This window comes from Acidovorax sp. (assembly GCF_046339755.1).
Lineage (GTDB): Bacteria > Pseudomonadota > Gammaproteobacteria > Burkholderiales > Burkholderiaceae_C > Acidovorax.
This window is the reverse complement of record NZ_JBKDTZ010000414.1, coordinates 1-15,123: the sequence shown is the minus strand read 5'-3', so window position 1 is coordinate 15,123 and position 15,123 is coordinate 1. Positions and strand designations below refer to the sequence as shown.

The window sequence follows — 15,123 nt, the reverse complement described above, 5'->3', positions numbered from 1 at the left end:
CCCCTCTTGCGCTTTCCGTTCCTTCCCACAACCATTCCAGGAGACACGTCCATGAACACCGCCAAGACCCTTGGTGCGGCCGCCGTATTGCTGTGCGCCGCCACCTTCGCCCATGCCCAGCAGGCCTGGCCCGCCAAGCCTATCACCTGGATCGTGCCGTTTGCGGCGGGCGGCCCCACCGATGCCATGGCGCGCGACATCGCCGACAAGGTGGGGCGCCAGGTGGGCCAGTCCATCGTGATCGAAAACGCGGCCGGCGCGGGCGGCACCCTCGGCGCGGCCAAGGCCGCCAAGTCGGCGCCCGATGGCTACACCTTCCTGGTCGGCCACATGGGCTACATGGGCGCGGCACCCTCGTTGTACAAAAAGCTGGCCTACGACCCGGTGAAGGACTTCGAAGCGGTGTTCCGCTTCCCCGATACGCCGCTGGTGCTGCTGGTGCCCAAGAGCTCGCCCTACAAGACGGCGGCCGAGCTGATCGCCGCGGCCAAGGCCAACCCGCGCAAGATCAACTTCGGCAATGCGGGCGTGGGCTCCACCTCGCACCTGATCGCCGCGCTGTTCGAGTCGCGCGCCGGCATCGAGGTCACCTCCATCTCGTACAAGGGCGCGGCCCCGGCCATGAACGACCTGGTGGGCGGCCAGGTGGAGGCCATGTTCGACCAGAGCAACACGGCGCTGCCGCAGGTCGCCGGCGGGCGGCTCAACGCCATCGCGCTGACCTCGCTCACGCCCATGCCGCAGCAGTACCCCAACGTGGCACCGCTGGCCGACAAGACCCTGCCCGGATTCGAGGCCGCCACCTGGTACGGCCTGTACGCACCCAAGGGAGCGCCCAAGGACGTGGTGCAAAAGCTCCACCAGGCCTACCTCAAGGCCCTGGCCGACAAGACCTGGACGGCGCGCATGGCGGCCCAAGGCATCCACCTGCTGCCCGAGGCGCAGTACGCGCCCGACGCCTTTGCCAAACACACCGCGGCCGAGGTGGAGAAGTGGCGCAAGGTGGCCACCGACGCCAAGATCCAGATCGACTGAGCAAGAAACACAGCCCATGACCCGCATCGCGCAGGAAGACCTGGTCACCAGCATCGCCCAGGCGCTGCAGTTCATCAGCCACCGGCACCCGCCCGACTTCGTGCGCGCGCTGCGGCGCGCGCATGCGGCCGAGACCCATGCGCCGGCGCGCGCCGCCATGGGCCAACTGCTGGTCAACAGCCGCATGGCGGCCCTGGGCCGACGCCCGCTGTGCCAGGACACGGGCGTGGCCCAGGTGTTCCTGCGCATCGGCATGGGCGTGGGCTTTGTGCGCCACGACGGCGGCGCGCTGCGCAGCCTGCAGGTGGTGGTGGACGAGGCGGTGCGCACGGCCTACCGCGACCCTGCCAATCCGCTGCGCGCGACCATGGTCGCCGACCCGCTGGGCGCGCGCACCAATACGCGCGACAACACCCCCTCCATCGTGCACTACGAACTGGTGGAGGGCGATGCGCTGGAACTGCTGGTGGTGGCCAAGGGCGGCGGCGGCGACGTGAAGGCGCGCTTTGCCACATTGAACCCCAGCGACAGCGTGGCCGACTGGGTGCTGGCGCAATTGCCTGGCATGGGCGCCGGCTGGTGCCCGCCGGGCGTGCTGGGCATCGGCATCGGCGGCAGTCCCGAGCAGGCCATGCTGCTGGCCAAGCACTCGCTGTTCGATGCCATCGACATTGACGAGCTGCGCGCACGTGGCGCGGCCACGCCCGAGGAGGCGCTGCGCCTGGATCTGCACGTGCGCAGCAACGCGCTGGGTATCGGCGCGCAGGGGCTCGGGGGGCTCTCGGCCGTGCTCGACGTCAAGGTGCGCACCGCGCCCTGCCATGCGGCCACGATCCCCGTGGCGCTGATCCCCAACTGCGCGGCCACGCGCTACCTGCGCCTCACGCTCGATGGCGCGGGGCCGGCGCCCCTGCCGGACCTGTCGCTCGATGCATGGGACGGCATTCCCGATAGCTTCGTGGTGGATGATGCCGTGCGCGTGGACCTCGACACGCTGGACCGCGCCGAAGTCGGCCAATGGAAGGTCGGCCAGACCCTGCTGCTCACGGGAACCCTGTTGACCGCGCGCGACGCCGCGCACAAGCGCCTGGTCGAACTGCTGCAGCGTGGCGAGCCGCTGCCGGTGGACCTGCGCGGCCGCACCATCTACTACGTGGGCCCGGTGGATGCCGTGGCCGGCGAGGCCGTGGGCCCGGCCGGCCCGACCACCGCCACCCGCATGGACCGCTTCGTGGAGCCGCTGCTGGCGCAGACCGGGCTGCTGGCCATGGTGGGCAAGGCCGAGCGCGGGCCCGAGGCCATCGCCTCGATCCGCCGCCATGGCGGGGCCTACCTTGCGGCGACAGGGGGTGCGGCGTACCTGCTGTCGCGCTCCATCCGCAAGGCGCGGGTGCTGGCTTTTGCCGACCTGGGCATGGAGGCCATCCACGAGTTCGAGGTGGTGGACTTTCCGGTCACGGTGGCCGTGGACTCGCACGGGCACACGGTCCACCGTTTCGGGGAAGCTAGAACGTGATCTTGACCGAGCTCGCGCTGCGCTGGGCCTTGCCATGGAACACGGCCTCGATGTTGTTGCCATCGGGGTCGAGCACAAAGGCCGCGTAATAGCCGGGGTGGTAGGGACGCTCGCCCGGGGCTCCGTTGTCCGTGCCGCCATGGGCCAGCGCCGCCTTGTAGAAGGCCTGCACCATGGCCTCGTCCTGCGCCTGGAAGGCCAGGTGGTGGCGGCCCGTGAGGTGGCCCTGTGCCGCGGCACTTTGGGACGTGGAGACGAAGAGCTCGTCGGCCCAGAAATAGTCTTCGGCGGTGCCGCCCATGGGCACCTTGAGCACCTCGAAGATGGCGCTGTAGAAGGCCTGGCTGGCCGGCAGATCGCGCACCACCAGCTGGATGTGGTCGATCAGGCGGCCGCGGTGCAGTTCCTGGGTTTCCATGGCGTGGTCCTTGCGTGGGTTCACAACATGGGCGCAGTGTGCCGGCGGCCAGGGGGCGGGCGCCACCGCACTCACCCCCTGTTACCGCTGTGACTTGGTGGCTACTCCCGCGAGCCCATCGGCCCCGGAATCAGCCGCTCACCGGCAACTGAAGCTGCTGGCGTTCTCCACATCGCCCGTGCCGTTGTAGCGCGCCACCTTGGGGTAGACGCACAGCGGGCGCGTGCGGTTGGCCGACCAGCTGGCGGGCAGCTCCGCGTTCACCACGTTGGCACCGGCGCCGCGCGCCTGGGCCAGCACGGTGTCGGGGGCCTTGCCCTGTTCCACCCACTGCACCAGCGGGGCCAGCATGTCGAACTGGTCGGTGGCCGGGCCGCCCGAGCAGTGGTTCATGCCGGGCACCATGTACAGGCGCGCGAAGCTGGCCGCGTCGCCCTTGTGGTTGGCCTGCAACCGGTCCATCCAGTTGGCGGTGTCCACGGGCGAGAACACGCCATCGGCCACGCCGTGGTAGACCATCATCTTGGCGCCGCGCTCCTTGAGCGTGCCGAGGTCGGCCTCATTGGGCGGCGTCATGAAGGACCAGGGCGACTCGGGGTAGAGCGCGCTGGTGGCGAACATCTTCGGGTAGTCGGTCTCCATGCTGAAGGCCAGGGCGTATTGCAGGCCCGTGGTCGCACTGAAGGCCGCCACGGTGGACGGTGGCGAGGTGAAGATGAAGGCCACGGCCCCCGCGTCGCGTGTGGCGGGCGAGCCCAAGTGCCACTGCGCGAAGTTGGCGCCGCCCACGCCCGGGTCGAACCAGGTGCCCGTGTACAGCGCCTCGCCCTTGCTGTTCTTGGGCCCCGCGAAGATATCGGCCAGCACGGTCTTCTGGGCCGCGGTCAGGCAACTGCCGTCGCGCGCGGCGCCCGGGGCACAGCTGGGCACATCGGTCTGCAGGTTGAAGGCGCCCTGGCAGGCCGCCACGTCGTTGACCTGGCCGTCGGTCACGCCGTCCAGTGCATCGCACTTGGCGAGGATGCGGCTGCCCAGCAGCCTGTACTCGGCGGCGTTCACCGAGGTGTTCAGGTCGGGCTGGCCGTTGGCGTCAGGTGTGGAGACCTTGGCGTACTGCTGGGCCTTCCACAGCTGGGCCGTGGCTGCCTTGGGCAGGTGAAAGCCCGGGTTGCCGGCCAGGATGCCGTCGTACTGGTCCGCATAGCGCGAGGCCGCCACCATGGCATGGCGCCCGCCGTTGGAGCAGCCCGCGAAGTAGGAGCGATCCGGCGCCTTGCCATAGGCGCTCTTGATCAGGTCCTTGGCCATGGGGGTGAGGCTGCCCACGGCCGTGTAGCCATAGTCCAGCCGGGCCTGCGGGTCCACACCGAAGAAGGGCGTGGGTGCGCTGTGGCCCGCGTCGGAGCTGAGCACTGCGAAGCCCTGGCTCAGCGCAGGCGCCACGGGTGCGCCGCCGCTGGTCGCGCCCAGGGCGGTGACCACGCTGCCGTCGAGCCCGCCGTTGGCCTGGTAGAGGAAGCGGCCGTTCCAGGCCACGGGCATGCGCATCTCGAAGCCGATGGCATAGCTGTTGCCATCGACCGCGCTGGTGCGCTGGTTCATCGCGCCCTTGACCAGGCAGTGCGCAGGGATGGGCGTGTTCACGCCGGCGGCCTTGAGCTCGCCCTCGGCCACGGGCACCGCAGAGGTGATGCGTGTGTTGGGCAGCGACAGCGTGGTGGCCAGGTTGGCGCAGGACTGCAGCGTGCCCGGCGATGCCGCCGACAGCTGGCGCAGCCCGCTGTCCGAACCGCCGCAGCCGGCCAGCAGCAGAGCTGCCGCGGGCAACGCCGCCAGTGCCAGCGGGTGGCCCAGGCCCTGCAGGTTCCAGATACCCTCGTTCCTCTTTGTCATGGTGTTGTCTCCTCGTGTGTTGTTGCAAGGCGCAGGCAGGCAGACCCGCAGCGCGGCCTCGGAGCGCTGGGGTGGGGGAAAGCGGAGAGAGAAAAGGCGTGGACCGTCAGGCGGCAGCCATGGCGGGCGCGGTACGTCGGTGGACGTCGGCAGCAGCGGTGGACAGGCGCTGGCGAATGATGGCCAGGCGCATGTCGAATTCGGGCAGCACCCAGGTGGCGAAGGCCTGGGCGGGATCTGCCCAGCGCGGGCCCTGGCTGGCAGGGGCGGCGGCGATGCGCGCCCACGCCCATTCCAGCAGCACCAGGGCCACGGCGCGCAGGTAGTCATCGGCCACCCAGTAGGCGAGCTCGGGGTCGGTGGCGGCTGCGGCGGCCAAGGCGCGCGTGGTGTCGGCCAGGGCATTGCGCCGGGTGTTGGCGGCCTCGTCCGGCGGCAGGCCATGGCGCAGCGAGGCGAGCAGGGCGCACAGGCCCTGGCCACCATCGGCCAGCACCTTGCGCACCAGCAGGTCGATGGCCTGGATCTCGTTGGTGCCCTCGTAGATCATGGCCACGCGCGCATCGCGCACCACCTGCTCGATGCCCCATTCGCGCACATAGCCGTGGCCGCCAAAGACCTGCAGGCAGGCGCTCGCGCCGTGGAAGGCCTGGTCGGTCAGCGCGGCCTTGAGCACCGGGGTGACCAGGGCACACCAGCGCTGGGCGGCAGCGCGCTCGGTGGCGTCGGTGTGGTGGCGTGCCAGGTCGAGCTGCAGGGCCGTGTGGTAGGCCAGCACGCGCCCGCCATCGATCCAGGAGCGCTGCGTCTGCAGTAGGCGGCGCATGGCCGGGTGTTCGGCAATCGGGTCGGGGCCCATGGACGCAGCGCGGCCTGCGGCCTTGGGCGCGCGCATCTGGCGGCGCTCCTGCGCATAGGCGCTGGCCTTCTGCCAGGCGGCTTCGAGCAACCCCAGCCCCTGCAGGCCCACGTGCAGGCGTGCGGCATTCATCATCACGAACATGGCGGCCAGGCCCTTGTGGGGCTCGCCCACCAGCCAGCCCGTGGCGTCGTCGAAGCGCATCATGCAGGTGGGGCTGCCGTGCAGTCCCATCTTCTCCTCGATGCGCTCGCACACCACGGCATTGCGTTCGCCGCCCGGCAGCAGCTTGGGCACGAGGAACAGCGACAGCCCCTTGGGGCCCGCCGGTGCATCGGGCAGGCGCGCCAGCACCAGGTGCACGATGTTGTCGGTCAGGTCGTGCTCGCCGCCGGAGATGAAGATCTTGCTGCCGTTCACGCGCACGCTGCCGTCGGCCTGCGGCACGCCACGCGTGCGCACCAGACCCAGGTCGCTGCCCGCATGGGCCTCGGTCAGGCACATGGTGGCCAGCCACTCGCCGCTGGCGATCTTCGGCAGGTACTGCGCCCTCAGGGCGTCGCTGCCGTGGTGGCGCAGGCATTCGTAGGCACCATGCAACAGCCCGGGGGCCATGGTCCAGCCGTGGTTGGCACCGGCCAGCCATTCGAACAGCACGCATTCGAGCACCGCGGGCAGGCCCTGGCCACCGTCCTCGGGTGCACAGGCCAGCGAGGGCCAGCCAGCCTGCCAGAAGGCCTGGTAGGCCGCGCGAAAACCGGTGGGCGTGGTGACGGTGCCGGCCTCGAAGCGGCAGCCTTCTTCATCACCCGTGCGCTGCAGCGGAGCGATGGCGCTGTCGACGAACCTGGCGGCCTCTTCCAGCACCTGGGCTGCCAGGTCGCCATCGCTGTCGGCAAACGGCGCCAGCGCCTGCCACTGCGAAGGCGCCTGGAGCACCTCGGTCAGCAGGTGCTGGATATCGGCCAGGGTCTGGTGTGCTTGCATGCGGGTCGTGCTTCCAATATCCGTCGTGTACCTGCGGCTTGGCAACTGGCGCGGCCAAAGACCAGCGCCACCGGGGCGTCCCCCCAAGGGGACGCCAATCCAGACTCAAGATTCCGAAGTGAACCCGATCTGCTTGACCAGCGGACCCCAGCGCTCGAATTCGGCCTTCTGGTCGGCGAGCATCTCCTGCTGCGTGCTGCCGTGGGCCACCAGGCCAACGATGCCCAGTGCGTCGATCACGGTCTTGTCCTTGAGCGCGCCGGTGATGGCGGCATTGGCACTGGCCAGTGTGGCGGCTGGCGTCTTGGCCGGGGCGTAGAAGCCGAACCATTCCTCGGAGGTCACGTCGGGGTAGCCCAGTTCGGTGAAGGTGGGCACATCGGGCAGGTAGGGCGAGCGCTTCTTGCCCGATGTGGCCAGCACGCGCACGCGACCGGTCTTCATGTACTGCAGGTAGTCGCCGCTGGGGTTCATGGCGGCAGCGATCTGGCCGCCCACCAGATCGGTGATGCTGGGCACGGTGCCGCGGTAGGGCACATGCTTGAGCTCCACTGCCGCACGGATGCCCAGCAGCGCGCCCAGCAGGTGGGGCATGGAGCCCGCGCCGGGCGAGCCGTAGCTGGCCTTGTCCGGATTGGCCTTGGCCCAGGCCAGGAAGTCCTTGAGCGTCTTGACCTCGGCCGGCACGGCCGGGCCCACGGCCAGGCCGTGGTGCATGATGGCGCCGATGGAGACGGGCACCACGTCCTCGGGCTTGTAGCTGAGCTTGGGGTAGATGTGCGGATACACCGACAGCGCCGACACCGGTGCCAGGGTGAGCACCGAGCCATCGGCGGGGGAGTTCTTCAGCGTTTCCACCGCAATGCGGCCACCGGCGCCCGGCTTGTTCTCGACGAAGCCCGGGTTCTTGCTGTAGGCCGTGCCGCCCAGCTTCTCGGCCACGCGGCGGGCCACGCTGTCGCCCGCGCTGCCGGCCGGAAAGCCGTACATGATCTTGACCTGGTCCAGCGCCTGCGCGAAGGAAGACAGGGGATAGAGCGCTGCGAGGGCAGCGGCGCTGCCCAGGGTGTGAACAAAGTGGCGTCGTGTCGTCGTCATGGTTGTCTCCGGTATAGGTATGGTGGTGTGTTGACGGGGCGGGGAACGGGGGGCTATCGGGGGGCCATGCGCAGGGCGCCATCGAGCCGGATCACCTCGCCGTTGAGGTGGCCGTTGGTCACGATGTGGGCCGCCAGCTCGGCAAACTCCTCGGGCTTGCCCAGGCGCGGCGGGAAGGGGATGCTCGCGGCCAGCGACTGCTGTACGGCCTCGGGCAGCTCCTTCATGAGCGGGGTGGCGAACAGGCCCGGGGCTACCGTACACACGCGGATGCCGTGCTGCGCCAGGTCGCGCGCCATGGGCAGCGTCATGCCCACCAGACCGCCCTTGGAGGCGCTGTAGGCCTGCTGGCCCACCTGGCCATCGAAGGCCGCCACCGAGGCCGTGAACATCATCACGCCGCGTTCGCCGCTGTCGAGCGGCGCCAGCTTGGCGCAGGCCGCCGCGAACAGCCGGCTGATGTTGTAGCTGCCGATGAGGTTGATGCCCACCACGCGCGCAAAGTCTTCGAGCGGCGCGGCGCTGCCGTCACGCTGCACCACGCGCTTGGCGCTGCCGATGCCGGCCACGTTCATGAGGATGCGCGCCGGGCCCAGGGCCACCTCGGCCTGGGCCAGGGCGGCCACCACGCTGTCGGTCTGGGTGATGTCGCAAGTGCAGGCCACGGCGGTGCCGGCGCCATGCTGCGCGTTGATGCTGTCGGCCACCTGGCCGGCCAGCGCGGTGTTCACGTCGAGCACCGCGACCTTGGCGCCCAGGCGCGCCAGTTCGCGCGCGGTGGCCTCGCCCAGGCCGGAGGCGGCGCCGGTCACGAGGGCGGTCTGTCCTTGGATCTGCATGAAGTAACTCCTGTGGGTTGTGTGCTTCAGGCGGCCGGTACGATCGTGCCGGGCGCGGTGCCATCGTGCAGGGCCTGCACCAGGGCATCGCGGTGTTTGAGCACGGCGCGCTGGTTGATGGAGCCCTTGTCGGTGATCTCGCCCTTGTCGAGCGAGGGCGGCTCGGCCATCAGCAACGCGCGCGCGACGCGGCTGGCGCTGCCCGTGGATTCGCGTGCCAGGTGGTCGATGACGGCCTGGATGCGCTGGCGCACGCCGGTGCTGGCGATCACGTCGGACCAGGGGGCGTCCGCGCCCAGCCCGCTCACTTCGCGGCAGGCCGGAGACAGGAACAGCAGCGCGCCCACTTCCTTGCGGTTCAGGCCAGTGAGCACCGCGTCCTGGATGTAGGGCGCACCCGCCACCACGATCTTGGCGCGCATGGGGCCCACGCTCACGAAGGTGCCGGTGGAGAGCTTGAAGTCCTCGGCAATGCGGCCGTCAAAGCGCAGGCCGCGGTGGATGTCGTTTTCGTCGATCCACTGCACGGCGTCGCCCGTGCACAGATAACCCTCGTCGTCGAAGGCTTCGCGCGTGGCGGCGTCCGAGCGCCAGTATCCCGGCGTCACGTTGGGGCCGCGGTAGCGCACCTCGGTCTTGCCGTCCACGTCGACCAGCTTGAGCACCATGCCCGGCACCGGCGCGCCGATGTGGCCCGAACGCACGTCGGGGCTGTTGCAGAACAGGGCCGAGGGGGCCGACTCGGTCATCCCGAGGCCCGTGGACATCACGATGCGCTCGCCGATCTCGGCCTCCTGCGTGGCATGCAGGCTGTCCCAGATGGGCTGGGCCAGGCCGGCGCCCGAGTAGAAGAACATGCGCACGCGCGACAGCAGGGTGCGGCGCAGCGCGGCATCGGTCTTCATCGCCTCGGCGATCATCTCGAAGCCGGTGGGCACGTTGAAGTACACGGTGGGCGCGATCTCGCGCAGGTTGCGCAGGGTCTCGCCGATCAGCGCCGCCGTAGGCTTGCCATCGTCGATGTAGAGCGTGCCGCCATGCTGCAGCGTGAGGCCGAAGTTGTGGTTGCTGCCGAAGGTGTGGTTCCACGGCAGCCAGTCCACCAGGATGGGCGGGGCTTCGGCCAGCACCGGCAGCGACAGGGTGATCTGCTGCAGGTTGGCGCACCACATGCGCTGGGTGTTGACCACCGGCTTGGGCATCTTGGTGGAGCCGCTGGTGAACAGGAACTTGACGATGGTGCCCGGGCCCGTGGCATGCATGGCGGCATCCACGGCGGGCGTGGCCACAGTGTTGCGCAGGCTCTGGAAGGTGGTGGCCGGGCGGCCGTCGATGGCGCCCTGGGCCAGCACGATCTCCACATCTGCAGCCACGGTGGCGGTGATGGCGCGGCCGAAACGCGCACCGTCGGCCGCGAACACCAGGCCGGGCGTCAGTGTGTCCAGCACATGGCGCAGCTTGTCGTAGTCCTGGCTCACCGTGGCGTAGGCCGGGGAGACCGGGCAGTAAGGCACACCCGCATAGATGCAGCCCAGGGCCATCAGCGCATGCTCCAGGCTGTTCTCGCTGAGCACGACCACCGGGCGCTCGGCGCTGAGGCCCCGGTCCAGCAGGGCCTGGCCTATGCTGCGTGCGGCCGCGAGCGCCTGGGCGTAGCTGATGTGCTGCCAGTCGCCGGTGCTGCCGTCGGCGTTTTGCACACGGCGCGCAAGGAAGCTGCGCTCCGGCTCCACCTCGGCCCAATGCACCAGATAGTCCGTGACCCGGCGCGCATAGGCGCCCAGGGGCAGGTCGGCCTGCAGGTAGCGCACGCCGGGCGCACCCTCGCGCACGCTGACGCGGGTGACGCCGAAGGGCACGGGGCGGTAGCGGGGCGGGGCCAGGGGAGTGGAGAGGTCGCTCATGGGTCGATGTCCATCAGATGCGTGAGAGATGCGCGGTGGGGTAGAACGTGTGAATGGATTCGACGTGTTCGAGCAGGCCGTCACAACGCGTGTGATCTAGGCGCAAAGCGCAGCCATAACTCGGGCTATGGCGAGCATTTGCAACGACGAGCGCGCGTGTTTTGGCGGGATGAGCGGGCATGGTGGATTCGTTCGCACCTTCGCTAGTCCTTGCGGACCTTGGCGGCGCGGCCTTCCAGGAAGTCCGCCAGGCGCGACTTGGCCTCGGGCGCGCTCTGGGCGATGGCCGCCATCATGGCTTCGGTGAGGAAGCCCTGGTCCGCCGGCTGCTCGGCGATGCGCGGCAGGGCGTGCATCAGCGCGTAGTTGGTCAGCGGTGCGTTCTGCGCCACGCGCTTGGCCAGTTCCAGCGCCTTGTCGAAGGCCTGGCCCTCGGGCACCAGGTACTGGGCAAAGCCGACCTTCTCGCCGTCCTGCGCGTTGTAGACGCGGCCAGTGAGCATCATGTCCGTCATGCGCGCCGCGCCGATCAGCTTGGGGATGCGCACGGCACCGCCGCCGCCCACGAAGATGCCGCGCGAGCCCTCGGGCAGCGCGTAGAAGGTGGACTCGTCGGCCACGCGGATATGGCAGGCGCTGGCCAGCTCCAGCCCGCCGCCCACCACGGCGCCGTGCAGCGCTGCGATCACAGGCACGGGGCCGTACTGCACGCGTTCCAGGGCGGCGTGCCACATGCGCGAGTGGTACAGGCCCTGGCCGGCATCGCGCTCCTTGAGTTCGGACAGGTCCAGGCCGGCGCAGAAATGCGGGCCCTCACCGTCGATCACGGCGGCACGCACGCCGGCGGGCATTTTCTCGAACAGGTCGCGCAGGGCCAGGATCAGGCCGTCGTTCAGTGCATTGCGCTTGGCACTGCGCGTGAGGCGGATCACGGCAACTTCCTGCTCGTCGCCGGCAAGCTCGAAATGGATGTCTGGATGGGTCATGGTGGCTTTCTTGATACGTGAATTGTGGTTATAGTTAATAACCAATTCAAGCAAGCCAGACCGGTTTTTCATCAGTAGTTACCCTTGATCCACCTGCTGTGCGGTGGTGCATGCTGAAGGGCGGTGCCATGAAAGCCCGGTCACCATAGGAGACAGATATGGACCACGAGAACCTGATCGCCATCGACATCCACACCCACGCCGAGGTGAGCTGCTGGAACCCGTTCGACAACTACGGCGAGGAGTACGACCGCGCGGCCGACAAGTACTTCAAGAACGGCCGCCGCCCCACGATTGCCGAGACGGTGGCCTACTACCGCGAGCAGAAGATCGGCCTGGTGATGTTCACGGTGGACGCCGAGTCCAAGATGGGCCGCCGGCGCATCCCCCACGAAGAGAGCGCCGAGGCCGCCAAGGCCAACAGCGACATGATGGTGGCCTTTGCCAGCATCGACCCGCACAAGGGCAAGATGGGTGCGCGCGAGGCGCGCCGGCTGATCGAGGAGCACGGCGTCAAGGGCTTCAAGTTCCACCCCACGGTGCAGGGCTACCACCCCTACGACCAGATGGCCTGGCCGATCTACGAGGTGATCGCCGAGTACGGCCTGCCGGCCATCTTCCACACCGGCCACAGCGGCATCGGCAGCGGCATGCGCTGCGGCGGCGGCCTGCGCCTGGAGTACAGCAACCCCATGCACCTGGACGACGTGGCCATCGACTTCCCCGACATGCAGATCGTGATGGCGCACCCCAGCTTCCCCTGGCAAGACGAGGCGCTCTCGGTCGCCACGCACAAGCCCAACGTCTGGATCGACCTGTCGGGCTGGAGCCCCAAGTACTTCCCCAAGCATCTGGTGCAGTATTCCAACACCCTGCTCAAGGACCGCATCCTGTTCGGCAGCGACTACCCGCTGATCACGCCCGAGCGCTGGATGAAGGATTTCCAGGAAGCCGGCTTCAAGCCCGAGGTGATGCCCGGCATCCTCAAGGGCAATGCGGTGCGCCTGCTGGGGCTGGACAAGCCGAAGGCGGCTTGAAGGGCGGGCCGGTCAGTCGTAGATCTTTTGCAGCAGACGGATCAGCGTCTTGCGCTCGGTGGCCGTAAGGCGCGCAGTGGCGTCGATTTCCAGCTGGGCGGCGGTCTGCTCGGCCTGGCCGCACAGGTCCTCGCCCGCAGGTGTCAGGTGCAGGCCCATCGCGCGCCCGTCGCTCGGGTGCGGGCGGCGCTCGATCAGGCCGCGCCGGTCCAGCGCGGCGATCAGTCCCACCAGGTTGGGTGGCAGCACGCCCAGCGTGGAGCACAGCTGGCGCGAGGTGATGCCGGGGTTGTGCGCCACCAGCGAGAGCACCGAGAAATCCACCACCTTGAGCCCATAGACCGCCATGCGCTCCATGAACACCTCGATGATGGACAGCGAGGCCCGGCGCGCGTTGTAGCCCACCAGGGTGCGCAGATAGCTGTTGTCGACCACGTCGGTGGCGGTGGGTGCGAGGGTGGGGGAGGAAGCGCTGGCCATGGGGTGATGCTGCAGAAGGTAAAGAGACTATAGCGTTCAGGCCGGACTGCGCAGTACGCGGCGGTATTGGACGGCCTCGGCCACGTGGCCGACGGCGGTGGCATCCGCCCGCGCGAGGTCGGCGATGGTGCGCGCCACCTTGAGCGCACGGTGCGTGCTGCGCGCCGACCAGCCCAGGCGCGCGGCCGCGGTGTTGAGGAACTTGGCGGCCGCATCGTCCAGGTGCAAGTGCTCGTCGATCTCCTGGCCCTGCAGCGCCTGGGTGGTCTTGCCCTGGCGCGCCAGGGCCCGTTCCCGCGCCTGCACCACGCGCTCGCGGATGGCGGCACTGGATTCGCCGGGCGGCGCCTTGAGCAATTGCTCCGAGGGCACGGCGGGCACTTCCACGTGCAGGTCGATGCGGTCCAGCAGGGGCCCGCTGAGCTTGCCCTGGTAACGTGAGATCTGGTCCGGCGTGCAGCGGCAGGCGCGCTGGGTGGAGCCGAGAAATCCGCAGGGGCACGGGTTCATGGCGGCCACCATTTGAAATCGGGCTGGAAAATCGGCCCTTTGCGCTGCGCGGGAGATGGTGATGTGGCCGGTCTCCAGGGGTTCGCGCAGCGCCTCCAGCGCAGCGCGGGTGAACTCGGGAAATTCGTCGAGGAAGAGCACTCCATGGTGCGCCAGCGAGATCTCGCCAGGCCGAGGCGGTGAGCCTCCTCCGACCAGCGCCACGGCGCTGGCCGTGTGATGGGGCTGCCCTGTGGGGCGCAGGCCCCAGCGCTCGGGGCTGAAGCGGCCGGCCAGGCTGGAGATGGCGGCGCTCTCCAGCGCCTCCTGCACCGCCATGGGTGGCAGCAGGCCGGCAAAGCGCTGTGCGAGCATGGATTTTCCTGAGCCGGGCGGCCCGGCCATCAGCACACTGTGGCCGCCGGCCGCAGCGATCTCCAGCGCGCGCTTGGCCATGGCCTGGCCTTTCACGTCGGCCATGTCGGGGCCCTGCAGCCCGGTGGCCATGGGCGTGGGCTGCAGGCGGGTAAAGCCGTCGTCGTCTCCTTCGGGGGCCGGCGTGCCGGGCGGCAGGAAGGCGCGCACCACGTCGAGCAGGTGGCGCGCGCGCACCACCTGGGCATCGGGCACCAGGGCGGCTTCTTCGGCACTGCCGGGCGGCAGCACCAGTTGCGTGCTGATGTGCTGGGTCTGCAGCGCCAGGCTGGTGGCCAGCGCCCCGCGCACCGGGCGCAGTTCGCCCGAGAGCGACAACTCCCCCGCGAATTCGTGGCCTGCAAGGCGGCTGCCATCGATCTGTCCGCTGGCCGCCAGGATGCCCAGGGCGATGGGCAGGTCGAACCGGCCCGAATCCTTGGGCAGGTCCGCCGGGGCGAGGTTGACCGTGATCCTCTTGTTGTGGGGAAACTCCAGGCCCGCGTTCTGCAGTGCCGAGCGCACGCGCTCGCGTGCCTCCTTCACTTCCACTTCAGCCAGGCCCACCAGCGTGAAGCTGGGCAGGCCGTTGGCCAGGTGCACTTCAACGGTGACGGCCGGTGCCTGCAGCCCCAGAAGGGCGCGACTTTGCACCAAAGCAAGACTCATGGTCGACTTTCTCCCCAGATGGGTGCGTTTTATGGTGGGGCGGCGTGAACTGCTTCACAGTTGCACCACCGTGGTGCAATTGCAAAGTCCCCTCAACCCTCACTTTAATAGGGAATCCCCATCTGCCCCGCCCGCAGGTGCCACGGCCCGTTGGTGGCGCGTGGCACGGTCCATGCTTAAAGCGCTTGTCCCTACTTTGTCCAACCGGAGGAAACATGACCCGCGCATCCATCAAGTTCCTGGGCGCTGCCCTTGTTGCAACCCTGCCCCTGCTGGCCAGTGCCCAGCTGACCGGCAACGTCAGCCTGACCACCAACTACAAGTTCCGTGGCCAGGACCAGGATGTCTCCAAGGTCAAGGCTGTCAAGCCCGCGATCCAGGGCGGCTTCGACTACGCCTTCGGCGAGTCCGGTTTCTATGTCGGCAACTGGAATTCCAGCGTCGACTGGCTCTCGGGTAACTCCATCGAGTCCGACATCTACGGCGGCTACAAGTTCAA

Annotated in this window: 13 protein-coding genes; 4 read left to right on the top strand and 9 right to left on the bottom strand. The window is 69.0% G+C overall.

The window, feature by feature from the left end; genetic code table 11:
* The first annotated feature begins 51 nt into the window (after nucleotides 1–51).
* A complete protein-coding gene (locus ACK59X_RS35525; protein WP_409964295.1) occupies nucleotides 52–1,035 on the top strand; it encodes a tripartite tricarboxylate transporter substrate-binding protein in 984 nt (327 codons plus the stop codon).
* Nucleotides 1,036–1,051: 16 nt separating this feature from the next.
* Complete coding sequence (locus ACK59X_RS35520; protein ID WP_409964294.1) at nucleotides 1,052–2,551, top strand: fumarate hydratase; 1,500 nt, start codon at nucleotides 1,052–1,054, stop codon at nucleotides 2,549–2,551.
* Here the strand turns inward: ACK59X_RS35520 and ACK59X_RS35515 are convergent.
* From ACK59X_RS35515 to ACK59X_RS35485, 7 genes are all read right to left on the bottom strand, one after another.
* Nucleotides 2,541–2,969 carry a VOC family protein gene (locus tag ACK59X_RS35515; protein WP_409964293.1) on the bottom strand — a complete coding sequence of 143 codons (429 nt, stop codon included), beginning with the start codon at nucleotides 2,967–2,969 and terminating at the stop codon, nucleotides 2,541–2,543. The genes ACK59X_RS35520 and ACK59X_RS35515 overlap by 11 nt on opposite strands.
* Nucleotides 2,970–3,107: 138 nt before the next feature.
* Nucleotides 3,108–4,862: a tannase/feruloyl esterase family alpha/beta hydrolase gene (locus ACK59X_RS35510; RefSeq protein WP_409964292.1), complete on the bottom strand. Its 1,755-nt coding sequence runs from the start codon at nucleotides 4,860–4,862 to the stop codon at nucleotides 3,108–3,110.
* 106 nt (nucleotides 4,863–4,968) lie between these two features.
* Entirely contained in the window at nucleotides 4,969–6,708 is a 1,740-nt protein-coding gene (locus ACK59X_RS35505) for an acyl-CoA dehydrogenase family protein (protein WP_409964291.1), read from the bottom strand.
* Between the two features lie 105 nt (nucleotides 6,709–6,813).
* Entirely contained in the window at nucleotides 6,814–7,806 is a 993-nt protein-coding gene (locus ACK59X_RS35500; RefSeq protein ID WP_409964290.1) for a Bug family tripartite tricarboxylate transporter substrate binding protein, read from the bottom strand.
* A gap of 53 nt (nucleotides 7,807–7,859) precedes the next feature.
* Complete coding sequence (locus ACK59X_RS35495; RefSeq protein ID WP_409964289.1) at nucleotides 7,860–8,645, bottom strand: SDR family NAD(P)-dependent oxidoreductase; 786 nt, start codon at nucleotides 8,643–8,645, stop codon at nucleotides 7,860–7,862.
* 26 nt (nucleotides 8,646–8,671) lie between these two features.
* Nucleotides 8,672–10,549: a feruloyl-CoA synthase gene (locus ACK59X_RS35490; protein WP_409964288.1), complete on the bottom strand. Its 1,878-nt coding sequence runs from the start codon at nucleotides 10,547–10,549 to the stop codon at nucleotides 8,672–8,674.
* Between the two features lie 203 nt (nucleotides 10,550–10,752).
* Nucleotides 10,753–11,535: a crotonase/enoyl-CoA hydratase family protein gene (locus tag ACK59X_RS35485; protein WP_409964287.1), complete on the bottom strand. Its 783-nt coding sequence runs from the start codon at nucleotides 11,533–11,535 to the stop codon at nucleotides 10,753–10,755.
* Between the two features lie 158 nt (nucleotides 11,536–11,693).
* Here ACK59X_RS35485 and ACK59X_RS35480 point away from each other — a divergent pair, with 158 nt between their 5' ends.
* A complete protein-coding gene (locus ACK59X_RS35480) occupies nucleotides 11,694–12,572 on the top strand; it encodes an amidohydrolase family protein (protein ID WP_409964286.1) in 879 nt (292 codons plus the stop codon).
* Between the two features lie 12 nt (nucleotides 12,573–12,584).
* On the opposite strand, the gene ACK59X_RS35475 is transcribed toward ACK59X_RS35480, so the two are convergent.
* Nucleotides 12,585–13,052 (bottom strand): MarR family winged helix-turn-helix transcriptional regulator, encoded by a 468-nt coding sequence (locus ACK59X_RS35475; RefSeq protein ID WP_409964285.1) that lies wholly within the window; start codon nucleotides 13,050–13,052, stop codon nucleotides 12,585–12,587.
* A gap of 36 nt (nucleotides 13,053–13,088) precedes the next feature.
* Nucleotides 13,089–14,624, bottom strand: coding sequence for a YifB family Mg chelatase-like AAA ATPase (locus ACK59X_RS35470; protein WP_409964284.1), 1,536 nt, complete (start codon nucleotides 14,622–14,624; stop codon nucleotides 13,089–13,091).
* A gap of 215 nt (nucleotides 14,625–14,839) precedes the next feature.
* On the opposite strand from ACK59X_RS35470, the gene ACK59X_RS35465 reads away from it, so the two are divergent.
* On the top strand, nucleotides 14,840–15,123 hold a 284-nt coding region (locus ACK59X_RS35465; RefSeq protein WP_409964283.1), incomplete at its 3' end, for a TorF family putative porin.

Coding starts and splice junctions, on each gene's coding strand:
- ACK59X_RS35525 (WP_409964295.1), top strand. CDS start 52: ATGAACACCGCCAAGACCCTTGGTGCGGCCGCCGTATTGCTGTGCGCC.
- ACK59X_RS35520 (WP_409964294.1), top strand. CDS start 1,052: ATGACCCGCATCGCGCAGGAAGACCTGGTCACCAGCATCGCCCAGGCG.
- ACK59X_RS35515 (WP_409964293.1), bottom strand. CDS start 2,969: ATGGAAACCCAGGAACTGCACCGCGGCCGCCTGATCGACCACATCCAG.
- ACK59X_RS35510 (WP_409964292.1), bottom strand. CDS start 4,862: ATGACAAAGAGGAACGAGGGTATCTGGAACCTGCAGGGCCTGGGCCAC.
- ACK59X_RS35505 (WP_409964291.1), bottom strand. CDS start 6,708: ATGCAAGCACACCAGACCCTGGCCGATATCCAGCACCTGCTGACCGAG.
- ACK59X_RS35500 (WP_409964290.1), bottom strand. CDS start 7,806: ATGACGACGACACGACGCCACTTTGTTCACACCCTGGGCAGCGCCGCT.
- ACK59X_RS35495 (WP_409964289.1), bottom strand. CDS start 8,645: ATGCAGATCCAAGGACAGACCGCCCTCGTGACCGGCGCCGCCTCCGGC.
- ACK59X_RS35490 (WP_409964288.1), bottom strand. CDS start 10,549: ATGAGCGACCTCTCCACTCCCCTGGCCCCGCCCCGCTACCGCCCCGTG.
- ACK59X_RS35485 (WP_409964287.1), bottom strand. CDS start 11,535: ATGACCCATCCAGACATCCATTTCGAGCTTGCCGGCGACGAGCAGGAA.
- ACK59X_RS35480 (WP_409964286.1), top strand. CDS start 11,694: ATGGACCACGAGAACCTGATCGCCATCGACATCCACACCCACGCCGAG.
- ACK59X_RS35475 (WP_409964285.1), bottom strand. CDS start 13,052: ATGGCCAGCGCTTCCTCCCCCACCCTCGCACCCACCGCCACCGACGTG.
- ACK59X_RS35470 (WP_409964284.1), bottom strand. CDS start 14,624: ATGAGTCTTGCTTTGGTGCAAAGTCGCGCCCTTCTGGGGCTGCAGGCA.